A 17,781-nucleotide genomic window follows, 5' to 3' on the forward strand; every position below is an offset into this window, starting at 1 on the left:
GGCAGTATTAACGAAGACTTAAACGGCCGGCGAGCGGTGCGTCAGGCCGATCACCGCGCATCACGACGCTTCGTCGAGCGGCTCGACCGTCACGCCGACCTTCAACTCCTGATCCGCGCCGCCGCCGCGAATCACGCCGCGCAACGGCGTCACGTCCGCATAGTCGCGGCCGATCGACAGCATCACGTAGTCGTCACCCGGCGCACGGTCGTTGGTGGGGTCGAGTTGCAGCCAGCCGCCATCTTCGGGCCATGCCGGGTCGTACACGTCGATCCAGGCATGCGACGCATCCGCGCCGATCAGCCGCGGCTGGCCGGGCGGCGGCTGGGTCAGCAGATACCCGCTCACGTAGCGCGCGGCGAGCCCGAGCGAGCGCAGCGCGCCGATCATCACGTGCGCGAAATCCTGGCAGACGCCCTTGCGCAAGCGCAACGCATCGAGCGCGGTCGTCGTGATGTCGGTGCTGTTCGGCGTATACGCGAAATCGGCGTGAACCCGCCGCATCAGGTCCCACGCGGCCTGCACGAGCGGCCGCCCCGGCGTGAAGCTCGCGGCCGCATACGCGGCCAGTTCGGGATCGCACGCCACATGCGGCGACGCGAACACGAACTCGCTCGCCGCGTCGTAGGGCTGCCCCGCACGAAACTGCAAGCGCTCGCGCACGGCTTCCCACGCCATTGCATGCTCGGCGTCGGGGTTCGCGATCGCGGGTGGCGGTGCGCCGCGGGCACCCAGCGACCAGACGGGCGCGCTCACGCGCACCGTGCTGCGGCTGCGGACGAGCAGCGCATCGTGAGGCTGGTTCAGCGCGAACGACGCGCGCGCGTTGCCGAACGCATCGATCTCGGTGCAGACCGACTCCGGGGCGGGCTCGATGTCGAGCGCGAACGACTGCACCTGTTGGCGCGGCGTCGCGAGCGGCTGCAGCCGCGCCTGGTGCTGCGCGGATTCGACGCGCGCCGCGTAGCGGTATTCGGTGTCGTGCGTCACGCGCAGCACGCGACCGGGCGCGACGGTGGTCGGCGTGGCGGGTGTTGCTGGCGTCGCCGCCGGCACGTCCTTCGCGCTGCCGGAAGCCGGCGCAGGCGACATCTTCGCCGCATGTTTCGTCGTCACCATAGCGTCCTGCCCGCGTCGCGCACATGACTGAAATAGCGCTCGCCGATCCGGTTCGACAATTCCCACACCGCCTTCACGGTCGTGTCGAGCGCCTCGAGCAGCTTGTCGTGCCGGCCGTCGTCGCCGGTTTCGCACAATTCGTGCAGTGACCACGCGGGCACGTCCGGAATCGTCTCGGCGAGTTCGGACAGCGCATAGCCTTCGCTGCGCTCGACCTTCGTCAGCCGGCCGCGCAGCGCCTGCACGACCCAGCCGAGCGAGCGCGGGTTGTCGGTGTCGAGCACGACGAGCGACAGGAGCGGCGCGACGTCGAAGCCGCGCTGGAACCGCGAGCGGAACGTGATCGTGCTGTCGAACAGTTCGAGCACGAGCTCGAAGCCGTCCTGCCGGTGCACGGCGCCCTCGTCGAACGCGAACTTCAGCACGCTGCACAGGAAGTCCAGCCGCTCGATCTGCCGGCCGATCGACAGCAGCCGCCAGCCGTCGTCGCGTGTCATGTTGTCGGTCTGCGCGCCGGTGATCGCGCCGAGCAGCAGCCCCAGCCGCTCCAGCAGTTGCAGCGCCTCGTTGCCGATCTGTTCTTCAGCTTCCGGATGGTCGGCGCTGTCGGCGAACAATTGCGTCGCGTCGTCGATCAGCCGCCACTGATCGCTCGACAGCCGCTCGCGGATCGCGGCGGCGGCGCCGCGCATCCCGAACAGGCAGGACGCGATGCCGGACGTGCGGTCCGCGCCGCGCGTGAGCGACGTCGCGAGCGCGTGCTGGAACGCACGCGGCGCATCGACGGCGTTCGGCGCGTCGGACGCGATCAGCCCCGTGTCGCGGCACAGCGTGTCGATCAGCTCCAGATGCGCGGGACTGTCGACGTCGTCCTCGCCGCGCAGCCGTTCCAGCGCGGCGCGCGCGAGACGCATCAGGCTGGTCGCGCGCTCGGTGTAGCGGCCGAGCCAGAACAGGTTCTCGGCCGCGCGGCTCGCGATCGCGCGCGGGTGCTCGACGAGATCGTCGGGGCCGAGACGGGTCTGCAGCAGCGTCGTCGAATCGACGATGCCTTCGGTCATCACCCATGTATCGACGGTGCTGCCGCCGCGCGGCATCGGCGCGTTGAACAGCGTATCGCGCGTGCCGACCCGCGACAGGCCGCCCGGCAGGAGCCGCCAGCGCTGCGCGCCGTCGGCGAGCGCGAACACACGCAGCAGCAGCGGTTTCGGCACGATGCGCGCGCCGCCGTTACCGTCGGGCGCGTCGCGCCCCGGCCAGGTCGGCGCCTGCGACAAAGGCAGGTCTGCCTGCACCGTGTAATGTTCGGGCCGGGCGAGGATCCGCGCACGCCACTCGGCCAGCTGCGCCGGCGTGAGCCGCGCGCCGATCACCGGATCGAACCCGCCGCCGGCCTGAGCGTCGGGCGGATACGACGGTTTCACGATGCTGCGCGCGAGCTGCGGCAGCGCGTCGTTGCACGCGGCGGCCTCGCCGCACCACCACGAATGCACGGCGGGCAGCGTCAGCGTTTCGCCGAGCAGCGCTTCCGCGAGGCGCGGCATGAAGCCGAGCATGCCCGGCGATTCGAGGAAGCCCGAACCCGGCGCGTTCGCGAGCAGCACGTTGCCCGCGCGCACGGCCTGCAGCAGCCCCGGCACGCCGAGCATCGAATCCGGCCGCAGTTCGAGCGGATCGAGCCATGCGTCGTCGACGCGCCGCAGGATCCCGTGCACGGGCTCGAGCCCGCGCAGCGTCTTCAGGAATACGTGGTTGTCGCGCGCGGTCAGGTCACCGCCCTCGACGAGCGTGAGACCGAGATAGCGCGCGAGATACGCATGCTCGAAGTAGGTCGCGCTGTGCGGCCCCGGCGTCAGCAGCACGATCCGCGAATTCTTGCTGGCCGGGCTGAGCGTCTGCATGCTCTGCAGTAGCGACCGGTACGCGGACGCGAGCCGCTGCACGCGCAGCCCGCGAAAGCCGCGCGGAAAGAGCCGTGACACGATCAGGCGGTTTTCGAGCAGATAACCGAGCCCGGACGGGCCCTGCGTGTGCTGCGCGACGATCCGCCATTGCCCGTCGGGGCCGCGCGCGAGATCGAACGCAACGATGTGCAGCCATGTGTCGCCCGGCACGCGCGCGCCGCGCATCGCGCGCAGGTAGCCCGGGTGGCCGGTGACGAGCGCGGGCGGCAGCAGCCCGCGTTCCAGGATCGTCTGCGGGCCGTACAGGTCGGCCATGGTCGCGTTCAGCAGCCGCACGCGCTGCAGCACGCCGCGCTCGATCGCGACCCAGTCCTCGGGCGTGACGATCAGCGGCAGCAGGTCGAGCGACCAGGGGCCGGCCGCGCCGTCGCCCGCGCGTTGCTCGTGGAGCTGGTAGAACAGGCCGTTCTCGCGCATGCGTCGTTGCAACGCGTCGGCGCGGCGGTCGAGGTCGGCCACGCCGTCGGGGCCGATCGACGTGAAGAAGCTGCGCCATGCGGGCGCGAGCAGCGGCGCGGTGAGGCCGGCGGCACTGCCGCGCAGTTCGTCGTAGCGGCCGGCCGCGGCCGGCGCCGCAAGCGCGGCGGCCAGTTCCGCGGCGTCCGGCTGCGCGCCGGTATCGAAAAGCGTGGGCATCGCGTCGGCGTCGGCGAGATTGTCGGGGTGAATGAGCGGCACGGTCGGTATCGTTCCGTCGTCAGGGTGCGGCCGTGCCCGCGCGCCGCCGCAGCGGCGGCCGGGCACGGCGGACGCGGCGGGCAGCCGCGGCCTGCCCGCATCCTAGCACTCCGGCCGGCGCGCCGGGAGGTCGCGAACCGCGCATCGTCGTCGGTCCGTTCATCCGGCGCTCAGGGCCGCCGCAGGTCGAGCGTGAACGGGAATTCGCGGCTCGGCGCGGCGGCCGATGCCATCATCCGTCCCGGCGTGTGTCCCATCTCGACGAAACGCGTGAGCCGGCGGCTTTCGGCCTCGTACGCATTGACCGGGAACGTCGCATAGTTGCGGCCGCCCGGATGCGTGACGTGATACCGGCAGCCGCCGAGCGAGCGCTGCAGCCACGTGTCGACGATGTCGAACGTGAGCGGCGCGTGCACGCCGATGGTCGGATGCAGCGCCGACGGCGGCGCCCACGCCTTGTAGCGCACGCCCGCGACATATTCGCCGACGGTGCCGGTCGGCTGCAGCGGCAGCGGGCGGCCGTTGACGGTCACGACGTGCCGGTTGTCGTTCAGCCCCGTCACGCGCACTTCGAGCCGTTCGACCGACGAATCGACGTAGCGCACCGTGCCGCCGGGCGCGCCCTCCTCGCCCATCACGTGCCACGGCTCCAGCGCACCGCGCAGCGACAGTTCCATCCCGTTCACCGCGATCTGGCCGAACAGCGGGAAGCGGAACTCGAAGTGCGGCGCGAACCACGCCGGATCGAACCCGAAGCCGGCGTCGCGCAGCTCGGCCAGCACGTCGTCGAAATCCATTTTCAGGAACGCGGGCAGCATGAAGCGGTCGTGCAGCGCGGTGCCCCAGCGCGTGAGCGGCGTCGTGTACGGCGCGGCCCAGAAACGCGCGACCAGCGCGCGCAGCAGCAGTTGCTGCACGATGCTCATCCGCGCATGCGGCGGCATCTCGAACGCGCGCAGTTCGAGCAGGCCGAGCCGGCCGGTCGACGAATCGGGCGAATACAGCTTGTCGATGCAGAACTCGCTGCGGTGCGTGTTGCCGGTCACGTCGATCAGCAGGTTGCGCAGCACGCGGTCGACGAGCCACGGCGGCATGTCCTGCCCGTACAGCAGCTTGTTGCGCTGGATTTCCGCGAACGCGATGTCGAGCTCGTAGAGCTGGTCGTTGCGCGCCTCGTCGACGCGCGGCGCCTGGCTCGTCGGGCCGATGAACAACCCGGAGAACAGGTACGACAGCGACGGATGGTTGTGCCAGTAAGCGATCAGGCTCGCGAGCAGATCCGGGCGGCGCAGGAACGGGCTGTCGGCCGGCGTCGCGCCGCCGAGCACGAAGTGGTTGCCGCCGCCCGTGCCGACGTGCCGGCCATCGACCATGAATTTCTCGCTGGACAGGCGCGACTGCCACGCGGCGTCGTACAGGAATTCGGTCTGCTCGACGAGTTCGTCGAAGCTCCTGGCCGGATGGATGTTCACCTCGATCACGCCGGGATCGGGCGTGACCTGCAGCAGCTTGAGCCGCGCATCGCGCGGCGGCGGATAGCCTTCGAGCACGAGCTTCACGCCGATCGCGTGCGCGGTCAGCTCGATCGCCGCGAGCAGGTCGAGATAATCCTCGAGCGCGGCGAGCGGCGGCATGAACACGTACAAGATGCCTTTGCGCACTTCGGCGCACAGCGCGCTGCGCGTGATCCATCCGGCCGATTCGAAGCGCTCGGGGCGGCGCTGCGGGTCCTGCAGGCCGGGCGCGTGCCGTCCGGCTGCGTCGGTGCCGTCGCCGCGCCACTGCATGACCGTTTGCGTGGGCGCTTCGCGATGCGCGCCGGCGAGATAGCGCGGCGCGTCGGCCGTGCCCACGTGACGCGCACGGAACGCGGTCGCGTCCGGCAGCGCGGCGCGCGGCGCGAACGGATCGCGTTCGACCAGGTACGGATAGTCGGCGCCGGTGACCCACGGCAGCGAATCGAGCGGCAGCCGGTAGCCCATCGGCGAATCGCCGGGCACGAGATACATCCGCTCGTCGCGGAAGAACCACGGGCCCGTCTGCCAGCGCGGACCATCGAGGCCAGACCGCTCGCTCCCCGACTCGTCGTCCGCGCACTTGAGCGGCAGCACGTAGCCGACCACGCTGTCGAGCTTCTGATCGAACACCTTGCGCAGCCGCGCGCGTTCGAGTTCGTCGTCGAGGCGCGAATCGAACGGATCGACGTTGACGGGCAGCCGGCGCTCGCGCCACAGGTAGTACCAGACGTCCTCGTAGCCGGGCTGCACGAATTCGTGGGTCAGGCCGAGGCGCGCGGCCAGCGCGTCGATGAAGCGCTTCGCGTCGTCGGTCGTCAGCGCGGACGGCTCGCGCTCGTCGGCGAACAGCGACGGATCCTGCCACACGGGCTGGCCGTCGGCCCGCCAGAAGATCGACAGCGCCCAGCGCGGCAACTGCTCGCCCGGATACCACTTGCCCTGCCCGAAATGCAGGAAGCCGCCTTCGCCGTATTCGGCGCGCAGCCGCTGCACGAGTTCGGTTGCGTAGCCGCGCTTGGTCGGGCCGAGCGCATCGGTGTTCCACTCGGCGCCGTCGCGATCGTCGATCGACACGAAGGTCGGCTCGCCGCCTTGCGTCAGCCGCACGTCGCCGGCCGTCAGCGCGCCGTCGACCTGCGTGCCGAGCGTGCGCACGGCATCCCATTGCGACTCGGTATACGGCTTCGTCACGCGCGGCGATTCGTACACGCGCGTCACCGCCATCTCGTGCTCGAACGACACCTCGCATTCGTCGATCAGCCCTTCGACCGGTGCGGCGCTGGTCGGCTGCGGCGTGCATGCGAGCGGAATATGTCCTTCGCCGGCGAGCAGGCCCGACGTCGGATCGAAGCCGATCCAGCCGGCGCCCGGCAGATAGACCTCGCACCAGGCGTGCAGGTCGGTGAAGTCGACCGACGTGCCGCTCGGGCCGTCGAGCGCCTTCACGTCGGGCGTGAGCTGGATCAGGTAGCCGGACGCGAAGCGCGCGGCGATGCCGAGATGCCGGCACAGCTGCACGAGCAGCCATGCACTGTCGCGGCACGACCCGGACGCAAGCTCGAGCGTCTGCTCGGGCGTCTGCACGCCCGGCTCCATGCGCACGAGATAGCCGATGTCGCGCTGCAGCTGCTGGTTCAGCGCAACGAGGAAGTTCGTGGTGCCGGCCGGCGTGCGGTCGACGCTGTCGAGATACGCGCGGAACCGCGGTGCGTCGCTCGTGGCCGGATCGCACGCGAGGTACGGCGCGAGTTCGGTCTTCAGCGCATCGTCATAGCTGAACGGGTATTGCTCCGCGCTCGCTTCGAGAAAGAAGTCGAACGGGTTGTACACCGACATTTCGGCGACGAGATCGATCGTGATCTCGAAGTGTTCGGTGCGCTCCGGAAACACGAGCCGCGCGAGATAGTTCGAAAACGGGTCCTGCTGCCAGTTGATGAAGTGCTCGGCGGGCTCGACCGTCATCGAATACGCGATGATCGGCGTCCGGCAGTGCGGCGCGGGCCGCAGCCGCACGATCTGCGGCCCGAGATTGACGGGCCGGTCGTAACGGTAGCGGGTGGTGTGATGCAGCGCGACGTGGATGGGCATGGGGGAGCCGCTCGGTTCGGGTTGGGCCGGCCGCGCACGCCGCGTCGCCGTCGCTGCGGCGGCACGGCACGGCGAATTCGGCGAAGGGGCGCGTCAGACCAGTTCCGGCGACTGCACGACGCTGATTTCGACGCCGACGGCGCGCGCGCCGACTCCTGTCACCGGCTGCGCGTCGCGATGGTCGAGGCCGACCGCGATGCGCACGTAGCGCTCGTCCGGGCAGCGGTTCATGAACGGATCGAAGCCGACCCAGCCGAGCCCTTCGACATAGGCCTCGGCCCACGCGTGGCCTGCCGGCTGCTGCATCAGCGCGGCCGCTTGCGGCTGCGCGCCGAGCGCCGGCTGCTGCAGCCCCTGCGACTGTGACTGCCCCTGCGACTGCGACTGGGATTGCGACTGCGCGGCATGCGACGCGCCAAGCGCCTGCTCCATCCCCTCGCCGCTCTGCAGCGCGAGCGCTTCCTCCTGGTTCTCGTCGCTCACGCTCTGCTTCGCGTCGGCGATGCGCTGCATCGCGCTGTCGGCGAGCACGTAGCCCGAGATATAGCGCGCGGGAATCTTCAGCACGCGCGCGGCCGCGATGAACGCATGCGCATGGTCGCGGCTCGTGCCCTCGCCGTTTTGCAGCGCGGTTTCCGCGTCGACCGGCGCGTCGGCCAGGGTCGGCGCGTACGCGATGCGATCGTGCACTTCCGTCATCAGCCAGTGCAGCGCATCGAGGCTGTGCGGCTCGATCGGCAGCGCCTGCGCGAGCTCGCGCACGGTGTCGCCGGCCTTCGTGAGCGCGGTCTCGCGCTCGAAGATCCACGGCGGCGCATAGCCCTCGGAGTTGCCGAGAATGCCCGCACGGTCCTGCGTCTCGACGACGCCGGCCGCGACCACGACGATCTCGTTCTTCGCGCCGGGGTCGTGGCGCACGAGATCGATCCGGTTGCCGAAGCCGTCCGCATAGGACAAGGTCGGCTCGACGCCGTCGATCGTGACCTGCCACGCGCGCACCGTCTGCCCGGGCCCCGATTGCGGGCGCAGCCGCAGCCGTTGCAGCGCGTGGGTGGCTTGATCGTCGAACTGATAACGCGAGATGTGTCGGATGGCGAGTCGCATGGCAAGTCTCAGTCGAAGTTGTAGGCCTGGGCGATATCGGCGCCGAGGCTGTTGTTGCGGCCGATGAAGTCGGTCAGGAACTCGTGCAGGCCGCTCTTGAAGATCCGCTCGACCGAGGTGTCGGACAGCATCTGCAGGATCTTCGCGGCCGTGTCGTGACACGGGTGTGTCACGCCGTAATCCTTCGCGAGCAGGTTCAGGCTCGACACGACGCGCCCGTAGCAATAGCGCAGCGAACGCGGCATGCGGCCGTTCAGGATCAGGTAGTCGGCGATGTTCATCGGCTTGTACTGCACGTCGTACACCCAGCGGTACGAACGATGCGCGGCCACGCAGCGCAGGATCGTCTCCCACTGGTAGTTGTCGAGGATCGTGCCGACGTGCGACACCGACGGCAGCAGCAGGTGATATTTCACGTCGATGATCCGCGCGGTGTTGTCCGCGCGCTCGACGAACGCGCCGATCTGCGCGAAATCGAAGATCTCGTTGCGCAGCATCGTGCTGTAAAAGCTGCCGAGGATCAGCGCGGTTTCGCGCTTCACTTCGTCGAGCACCGCCGGCAGCCCGCTCTCCGGCACCGGCTCCGCAAGCGCGCGGCGCAGCGCGAGCCACGCGCCGTTCACGCTCTCCCACGCCTCGCGGGTGAGCGCCGTGCGCACCATCCGCGCGTTCGAGCGCGCGGCCTCGATGCACGACAGCACGCTCGACGGGTTGTCGCGATCGCGCAGCAGGTAGTCGGTCACGGTATCGGCGGCATATGCGTCGTACTTCTGACGATAGCCGTCGTCCGCGCCCGAGCTGACCAGCACCGACGACCATTCGGCCGGCGCGTCGGCCGTGCGCGTGAGCGCCATCCGCAGCCCGGCATCGACGATGCGCGCGATGTTCTCCGCGCGTTCGATATAGCGGTACATCCAGTAGAGCCCGCTCGCAGTTCGTCCCAGAAGCATCTCGTGTCCACTCCGTCTTCGTTCGGTTCGCGCGCCGGCTGCGGCGCGCGCGGTCGTGCCCGGCTCAGTCGGCGAGCACCCAGGTGTCCTTGGTGCCGCCGCCCTGGCTCGAGTTGACGACGAGCGATCCTTCCTGCAGCGCGACGCGCGTGAGCCCGCCCGGCGTGATGCGGATCCGGTCCGACACCAGCACGAACGGCCGCAGGTCGACGTGGCGCGGCGCGAGGCCGGCTTCGGTCAGGATCGGCGTCGTGGACAACGCCAGCGTGGGTTGCGCGATGTAGTTCGCGGGTCGCGCGCGCAGCTTCGCGGCGAACGCCTCGAGTTCGGCCTTCGACGCGCACGGCCCGACCAGCATCCCGTAGCCGCCCGAGCCGTGCACTTCCTTCACGACCAGTTCGTCGAGATGGTCGAGCACGTATTTCAGGCTGTCGGCTTCGCCGCAGCGCCAGGTCGGCACGTTCTCCAGCAACGCCTTGCGGCCGGTGTAGAACTCGACGATCTCCGGCATGTACGAGTAGATCGCCTTGTCGTCGGCGATGCCGGTGCCCGGCGCGTTCGCGATCGTGATGTTGCCGGCGCGGTAGACATCCATGATCCCGGCCACGCCGAGCACCGAGTCGGGGCGGAACGTGAGCGGATCGAGGAACGCGTCGTCGACGCGGCGGTACAGCACGTCGATCTGCCGGAAGCCTTCGGTCGTGCGCATCGCGACGCGGCCGTCGACCACCTGCAGGTCGCTGCCCTCGACGAGGTGCACGCCCATCTGGTCGGCGAGGAACGAATGTTCGTAGTACGCGGAATTGTGGATGCCGGGCGTGAGCACGGCGATGGTCGGGTTGTCGGCGTTGCCGCCCGGCGGGCACACGGCCGCGAGCGATTGCCGCAGCATCTGCGGATAGGTCTCGACCGGGCGCACCTTGACCTGCTGGAACAGCTCCGGGAAGAGCTGCATCATCGTTTCGCGGTTTTCCAGCATGTACGACACGCCCGACGGCGTGCGCGCGTTGTCCTCCAGCACATAGAATTCGTTCTCGCTGGTGCGCACGATGTCGACGCCGATGATGTGCGTGTAAACGTTCCCGGGCGGCCGGAAATCGATCATTTCCGGGATGAACGCCTCGTTGTGTGCGATCAGGTGCTTCGGCACGATGCCCGCGCGGACGATTTCCTGGCGGTGGTAGATATCGTCGAGGAACGCATTGAGCGCCATCACGCGCTGCTCGATGCCGAGCGACAGGCGGCTCCATTCCGCGCCCGAGATGATGCGCGGCACGATGTCGAACGGAATCAGCCGCTCGGCGGCCTGCGCGTCGCCGTACACGGCGAACGTGATGCCCGTCCTGCGGAACACCCCTTCGGCGTCGTGGGCCTTCTGGGCGAGGCTTGCTGGGTTCTGCGTGTCGAGCCACTGCTTGAGGCGCGCGTAAGGCGGTCTCACCATGTCGCCGGATTGCAGCATTTCATCGAACGGTTTCATCGAATTGTTCTCCATCGTTCTCCCCGGCATTGCGCATGCCGGACCGGCGTACTCACTTCTTTGCAAGGAACGTGCCTTGCGCTATCCGCTCGATTCCCCCCTTTTGGCGCCGCCGCGCGCACGCTCGTGCGCCATGACGCACCACGACGGTGCAGCGACGGCTCTCTCCGCCGCATCGACGCGCCGCGATCGCGCGCGCCAGTCGAACATAGTTCCCCCGCGTGTCATGAATGCGCAATCTGCACTGCACCAAATGGGCGCCGGTGCCGGTTGTGCCCGTCGTGGTGAATTGTGCCCCGCACCGCTCGCCATGGCCTTGGGCGCCTCGATTTCCCGCCCCTGTTCGCCGAGCAGGATGGCGCGGCGCAACCGCTCGCGGGAAAGCGGGCCGGCCACGCAACCTGCGCAGGCCGGCCCTGGGGAAGTACCGTCTGCGGCCGCACCAGCGTTCGACGCGGTGAACTAACTGGTTAGCCGGGTCCGGCGCCTCAAACTTATGCAGCCGTAATGCCGCCGACAATGCTCATGCATATTTCGACTGACACCGATCGAAAAAAAACATCGGCTGCCGGCGCGCGAGGCGCGGTAGGCTAGAAGGTTCGTGCAGCGAAACGGCGCCGCCGCCCCTGTGGGCGCCCGACCATAACAAGCGAAGATCGAAATGGAAGCGAAGTGGCTGGAAGATTTCCTGAGCCTTGCGGATACCAAGAGCTTTTCCCGGGCCGCGCGTCATCGGCACCTCACGCAGTCGGCGTTCAGCAGACGAATCGCCGCGCTCGAAACGTGGATGGACGCGAAGCTGGTCGACCGCAGCATCAACCCCATCACGCTGACGCCGGCCGGGCAGATGTTCCGCGGGCTGGCCGCGGACATCCTGCGCAGCATGTATGCGGCGCGCAACCTCGTGAACGGCTACGACCAGTTCGCGGCCAGCGACCAGGTCGTGCGCTTCGCGGTCGCGCATACGCTCGTGTTCACGCTGTTCCCCGAATGGCTCAAGCAGTTAAACGGCGAAGTCGGCCATGTGACCGCGCGCGTGAATGCGGTGAACGTACCGGAAGGCGTGCAGCAACTGGTCGAAGGTGAGTGCGACCTGCTGCTCGGCTATCACCATCCGCAACTGCCGATCGTGCTCGATCCGAACCACTTCCCGTTCGTCACGCTCGGCGTCGAGCGGATCCTGCCGGTGTCGACGCCCGACGCGCACGGCCGGCCGGTATTCGAACTGCCGGGCACGGCGGACGCGCCGCTGCCGCTGCTCGCGTATTCGTCGGGCGCGTTCCTCGGGAACGTGGTCGAGATGCTGCTGCTGAACGCGTCAGAATCGTATGCGCTGCACCGCTGCTTCGAGACGCACATGTCCGAGGCGCTCAAGGGGATGGTCGTGGCCGGGCACGGGATCGGCTGGCTGCCCGAAAGCTGCGTGGCGAAGGAACTCGCGGAAGGTTCGCTCGTGCGGGCAGGCTCGGCGGACTGGATCACCGAGCTCGAGATCCGCCTGTACCGTTCCGCGCGCAAGCGCGGGCTCGCGGCCGAACAGCTGTGGACCTACATCATGAACCGGCCGCGCACCGCGGCCGACGGCCCGCTCGCGGCGGAGCCGGTCGCACCGGCCGTGCGCATCGCTCGCCGCAGCGTCGGCGGCAGCCGATAACGTCCTTCCCCGTCACTCATCGCCTGACTCGTCGGCGCACGATGCGCGGATAACCGCGCGTCGCGCCGTCATCCCAACGGCGTCGGCCGCCCGCATTTTCCGCTCCTGCACGGAGTGTCGATGCGAATATCGCACGCTTGCTCAAGCGAGTTAAATAGCCAAACGTTTGCGAGTCCGGACTGCATTTCTTTCTATCAGAAATACCTGATCCCGAATAACTTTCCGGTTTCAACAGCGGAAATACCCTGTTACAGATCACAATAAAAGTTTCGATTTGCATGGAACGACGATTCATGCCAATACCGTCGCACCCTCTTTTTCTATTTTCACGCCATTTGTACCGATGTCATGGAAATGCCTCGAATACAGAGGCAAAACGTTCTTTTATCAGTCGTTATTTTTCGGTACAAATTCCGGTACCTCTTACGTCGTAAGTTTCCGCATGGCTCATCGCTACCGTCGAGCAAATTTCATGTCCGGCAACATCGACTTTATTATGATTTTAAGGATTCGTCGAATAAATGCCAATCCTATTTAAATAAGACATTTTAAACGGCGTGTCGTGCGGGCTACACACAATTGTTTGTTGAAAACCCATCGTGTATCAATAGCATGTCGTAAAAGCACGCATATAATTTCGACTCGGAATAAATGCGTTGTCATTGATTCCGGATGGAGGTGGCAATGTCTTCCTCGTCGTTTAAACAGCATGCTCGGCCGTTGCTCGGCCTCGTCGTCGTATTCGCGCTCTGCGTCGACGCCGTGGCCCAGGGCCAAACCCAAACCCAAACCGAGATGCCCGCGTCCGGCTCAGGCCCGGAGCGATACGTGATTTCGTACATCTGCGGTGATGCACGAATCGACGGTACGGCGCCGCTTCCCCCCGACGGCCGTCCGTACAACCTCGGTGTGTCGTTTGTCGCGGGCAGCACCGGTCAGCCGCTATCCAACGTGCAGGTCCGGCTGCGGCGACACGGCCGCGTGCTGCTGGAATTCAAGGCCACGGGGCCGCGCTGTCTGTTCAGCGTGCCCGAGGCCAGTTACCGGGTCGAAGGCACCTATCAGGGAGCGACGCAGTTCGCGATCGTCGAAACGGGCGCGCTCACCACGCAGTTGAAATGGTGAGCGCCTGCCGAATCCGCGTGCCGACACCGCACGATCGCGCCATTCACCGCGATCCACCGCTATCCACCGAAACGAGGAGCATGGAATGACTCGCGCAGAGCGACCGGACGACGCGCCGGTCCGTCAGCCGAAACCCTCCTGGGGCCCGGGCAAGAGTGCGGCCCTCAGCATCGTCGCGTTTGCCGCGATCTTCGGTGCGTTCGCGTATGTCGAGCGCGACGTGGGGATGGGCAACGCAGCCCACACGACCGTGACGCGCGACATCGCCGGCGTGGTCGGCACCGCCATCCAGAAGTCTCGCGACGCCATCGTGGCCGTAACGGACAACGCGTCCGGCCCCTCCGCGTCCGCCGGGGCCGCATCGACCGTCGCACAGGCCGCGCCGGGTAAATCGTCGGCGGCGGAGGCCGCGCCCGTGGTGTCGGCGGCGGCCGGACCCACCGTGCCGCCGCCAATGGCGGCCCGTTCCAACGCGAAACACACGCGCCGCGCGCATGGGTCATCCACGACGCTCGCGGCCAACGCGTCTGCCGCATCCGCCGGCGCGCGCTCCACTCGCTCGACCGACGCGCACCGGACGTCACGTTCGCAGGCGCTGGCGCGCACGAAAAAATCCACCGACGCCGAGCCGAGCGTTCAGCCGCATTCGTATACAGCGGACTCGGCGCACATGCAGGCCGCCAGCGTCACGCGCGCGGAGGTGGAAGGCGCTCGCGCGCTGGCCAAGGCGCGCTCGTGCGCACAAATGGATCAATGGAACTGCGTGGAGCAAAACGCGAGCCGGGCACTCGCGATCGACCCGAAGAACAGCGAATCGCGCGCGCTGCTTGGACAAGCGATCCGTAACCGCCTGTGAGCCGGCCATCACGCTGCCGGGTCTCGCCACCCGGCAGCGTGATGGCGGGCGACGAGCGTCGTCGGGCATGCAACCGATGTGATCAATAAGAAGTGAGGACATACCGTGGCTAACAATCGTAAAGAACAATGCACCACCGTCGCTCCGTCCAACCGGCGGATCCTCCTGCATGCGCCATTGCTGTTGCTGCTCGTCGCGTCCGGGCCCTGCTTTGCCGCCGAAGGCGACGCGGAACCGGGCAGCGCGCGCGAAATCGCCAAGACCCACGGCGCGCGGGATGCGCTGCCGCCCGACTTGCAGCCGACGGGCGCGCCGATGCAGGCCGCCCAGGGTTCGGGCACGCTGCCTCCTCATGCGCCCACGCCGATCGCGCTGGCGTCCGACGCGTCGATGCAGATCGCTCAGGCATCGCCTATGCCGATCTCGGTGGTGGTGGAGCCGGAAGCGCCGCAATCGGGCGAGCCGGCGCCGGGCGCGCAGCCCCCCGATCCGCCGACACCTGTCGCGCCGACGCCCGACGGGCCGAGGCAACTGGCGCAGGCGTCCGACAGCGCGCCTGCGAACGCGGCGACACCGGTCGCGCGGATGCCAGACGCGCCTATGCAACCGGCGCAGGCATCCGACACCTCACCGCCGAATACGCCTGCATCGATCGCACAGACGCAGGACACGCCGATGCAACTGACGCAGGCATCCGACACCGCACCGCCGAATACGCCTGCATCGATCGCCCAGATGCAGGACGCGCCGATGCAACCGGCGCAGGCGTCCGACACCGCACCGCTGAATACACCTGCACCGATCGCACAGACGCCGGACGCGCCGATGCCGCCCGCGCAGGCGTCCGACACCACACCCGTGAACACGCCGGCACCGGCCGCACAGATGCAGGACGCGCCGATGCAACCGACGCAGGCATCCGACACCGCACCGCCGAATACACCTGCACCGATCGCACAGACGCAGGACACACCGATGCCGCCTGCACAGGCCACCAGCACCCAACCGCCCGATACACCGGCGCCTACCGCCGCGACGACATCCGAACCCTCCGCATCCACCGCGTCGGCGCCTGCCACGAGCGCGCAACCCTCGGCCCCCCCGCCGGAGCCCACGCAAACCGCCACCACCACGCCGCCGAATTCACCGACGCAAACCGCTCAGGCATCCGGCACGCCGATGCCGAACTCGCCCGCGCCCGTGACGCAGATGCCGGGTGCGCAATCGCCGTCGTCCCAAGGGCCGAGTTCACAGACACCCGGCGCCCAGCTACCCGGCGAATCCATGCAACGCTCGCAAGGCCCTGACGTCGAAACGCCGAACGCCGAGGCGCCGGATCTCCGTACCGCCGACGTCGAGACCGTGCGCAAGGACGTGTTCGGCCTCGCGACGAGCGGCGGCGCGGTCAAGGCGATCGACGAGGCGAAAATGCGGCCCGATGCGTTCTCCGCCGTCGACATCGCGCAACTGGAAGAACTGTCGATTCGCCAGCAGGTGCGCGGCGGACGCGACAAGTCGCGCGCGATGACGAGTTCGGACCGCTTCGACGGGCTCGACAACGCGCTGCGCGCGGCCGACGACCTCGACCAGCGGATGCCGGCCACACCCGAGTACACGCCCGTCAGGACGGCGCTCGCGGGCGACCGCACGATCGCCCTCGCGGCACGCGGCGACATGACGAAGGCCGTCAAGACGTTCGAGACGATCCCGCCCGACGCGGAGATCTCGATCGACGCGCTGGCGGCCGTCGGCGACGCGTACCTGTACCTGAGCGAACCGGGCAAGGCGAATGCCGTCTACCAGCGTGCGCTGAATCAGGCGACCGCGTCGCCGACGGACCGCGCGACGCGCGGCTTCCAGTACGGTGCGCGCACGCGCGCGATCGAACTGCGCGAAGGGCTGTTCTGGTCGTACGTCGACCGGGCCCGCGCGGCGGACGCGAAGCAGGTGCTCGACGACATGGGCAAGTCGCTGCCGCCGGCCACGGAGGTGCGCAACTACGGCCCGGGAGAAAGCGACTATCTGCGCTACTACCGGCTGCGCGCGCAATACCTGATCTTCACGGGTCACGCCGACGAAGGGATCGCCGCGCTCGAACAACTCGAGAAGGAGGTGCCGTTCAACGCGGAGGTTCGCGCCGCCCACGCCGACGCGGTGTCGGGCCAGGCGCATCCGCGCCAGGCGATCTCGATGTATCGCGCGTCGCTGGCCGACCACCCGGACAGCGTCGAGATGCTGGCGGGCCTGGGCCGCGCGTCGCTCACGGCGGACGACTACGCAAGCGCGAAGACCGTCGACCAGACCCTGGACAACACGTTCCCCGACAGCGGCGCCGTGCGCAGCTTCAAGCGCGACTACAAGGCCTACCGCAGCCCGATATTCACGACCGACCTGAGCTTCGAGCACGGCAACAGCGCGCTGGCCGACAACAGCTTCACGTCCGACAGCTACATCTATTCGCAACCGTTCGGCGACAACTGGCGGGTGTTCTCGCACACGTTCTTCGGCCACGCGCAAACCGACAACGGCAGCCTCAGCCGCACCCGCACGGGCATCGGCGGCGACTACCGGCACGGGCCGCTGACGGTGCTCGGCGAAGTCACGCGCTCGTTCGGCGGGGACGGCCGAACCGGCGGCCGCGGGTCGATCGCCTATGCGCTGAACGACTACTGGACTGTCTCCGGCGGGCTCGACAGCAACGACAACTCGCTGCCGTGGAAAGCGTATGCCGCGCACATCTGGGGCCGCTCGGCGAACGTGTCGGTGGTGTATCGCCAGAACGACCGGCGCGAAGTCAAGCTGAGCTATGGCGTGAGCCGCTACAGCGATTCGAACCTGCATCAGGAAATCACGGCGACCGCCACGCAGCGCGTGTACACGGCCGCCAACCAGCTCGTCAACGTATCGCTGGATCTCGGCACCGGCAGCAATACGCGCCGGGACGCACCGTACTTCAGCCCGAGCCGCGACTATGCGGCCGCGGCGACCGTGATGCACCAGCTGACGTTGTGGAAGCAGGGCGACATGGGGCTGCAGCAGCGCATCTCGGTATCGGGCGGCGCTTACAACGAGCGCGGATTCGGCACCAGTGCGCTGTGGAGCGCGCGGCTCGAGCACGCGTGGACGTTCAAGCACGACATCACGCTGAGCTACGGCGTCGAGGTCAGCAGCCACGCGTACGACGGCGAGCGCGAACGCTCCGAAACCGGCTTCCTGTCGCTCAACCTGCCGTTCTAGCAAGGAGAT

The 17,781-nt window shown here is 68.1% G+C and carries 10 protein-coding genes; 4 read left to right on the top strand and 6 right to left on the bottom strand.

Annotation, left to right across the window (positions count from 1 at the left end; genetic code table 11):
* Positions 1 to 60: 60 nt before the first annotated feature.
* The 6 genes from SB771_RS00770 to SB771_RS00795 form a co-directional block, all read right to left on the bottom strand.
* Positions 61 to 1,119 (bottom strand): transglutaminase N-terminal domain-containing protein, encoded by a 1,059-nt coding sequence (locus tag SB771_RS00770; protein WP_175659430.1) that lies wholly within the window; start codon positions 1,117 to 1,119, stop codon positions 61 to 63.
* Complete coding sequence (locus SB771_RS00775) at positions 1,113 to 3,719, bottom strand: circularly permuted type 2 ATP-grasp protein (protein ID WP_175659761.1); 2,607 nt, start codon at positions 3,717 to 3,719, stop codon at positions 1,113 to 1,115. Before SB771_RS00775 ends, SB771_RS00770 begins: the two co-directional genes overlap by 7 nt.
* A gap of 212 nt (positions 3,720 to 3,931) precedes the next feature.
* Positions 3,932 to 7,366 (bottom strand): DUF2126 domain-containing protein, encoded by a 3,435-nt coding sequence (locus SB771_RS00780; protein WP_175659431.1) that lies wholly within the window; start codon positions 7,364 to 7,366, stop codon positions 3,932 to 3,934.
* A gap of 93 nt (positions 7,367 to 7,459) precedes the next feature.
* Positions 7,460 to 8,470 carry a transglutaminase domain-containing protein gene (locus SB771_RS00785; protein ID WP_175659432.1) on the bottom strand — a complete coding sequence of 337 codons (1,011 nt, stop codon included), beginning with the start codon at positions 8,468 to 8,470 and terminating at the stop codon, positions 7,460 to 7,462.
* Between the two features lie 8 nt (positions 8,471 to 8,478).
* Positions 8,479 to 9,420, bottom strand: a complete 942-nt coding sequence (locus SB771_RS00790) for an alpha-E domain-containing protein (RefSeq protein WP_011658544.1) — start codon at positions 9,418 to 9,420, stop codon at positions 8,479 to 8,481.
* Positions 9,421 to 9,484: 64 nt separating this feature from the next.
* Entirely contained in the window at positions 9,485 to 10,900 is a 1,416-nt protein-coding gene (locus SB771_RS00795) for a circularly permuted type 2 ATP-grasp protein (protein ID WP_041491637.1), read from the bottom strand.
* A gap of 661 nt (positions 10,901 to 11,561) precedes the next feature.
* Here SB771_RS00795 and SB771_RS00800 point away from each other — a divergent pair.
* The 4 genes from SB771_RS00800 to pgaA all read left to right on the top strand — a co-directional run bounded on the left by SB771_RS00800 (position 11,562) and on the right by pgaA (position 17,772).
* Positions 11,562 to 12,554 carry a LysR substrate-binding domain-containing protein gene (locus SB771_RS00800; protein ID WP_175659433.1) on the top strand — a complete coding sequence of 331 codons (993 nt, stop codon included), beginning with the start codon at positions 11,562 to 11,564 and terminating at the stop codon, positions 12,552 to 12,554.
* Positions 12,555 to 13,238: 684 nt separating this feature from the next.
* Complete coding sequence (locus SB771_RS00805; RefSeq protein WP_175659434.1) at positions 13,239 to 13,679, top strand: hypothetical protein; 441 nt, start codon at positions 13,239 to 13,241, stop codon at positions 13,677 to 13,679.
* An 85-nt stretch (positions 13,680 to 13,764) separates the two neighbouring features.
* Positions 13,765 to 14,535, top strand: a complete 771-nt coding sequence (locus SB771_RS00810) for a hypothetical protein (RefSeq protein ID WP_175659435.1) — start codon at positions 13,765 to 13,767, stop codon at positions 14,533 to 14,535.
* Positions 14,536 to 14,640: 105 nt separating this feature from the next.
* Entirely contained in the window at positions 14,641 to 17,772 is a 3,132-nt protein-coding gene (pgaA, locus tag SB771_RS00815) for a poly-beta-1,6 N-acetyl-D-glucosamine export porin PgaA (RefSeq protein WP_175659436.1), read from the top strand.
* Positions 17,773 to 17,781: the final 9 nt, after the last annotated feature.

It is taken from the genome of Burkholderia sp. SIMBA_051 (assembly GCF_046534915.1).
Classification (GTDB): domain Bacteria; phylum Pseudomonadota; class Gammaproteobacteria; order Burkholderiales; family Burkholderiaceae; genus Burkholderia; species Burkholderia ambifaria.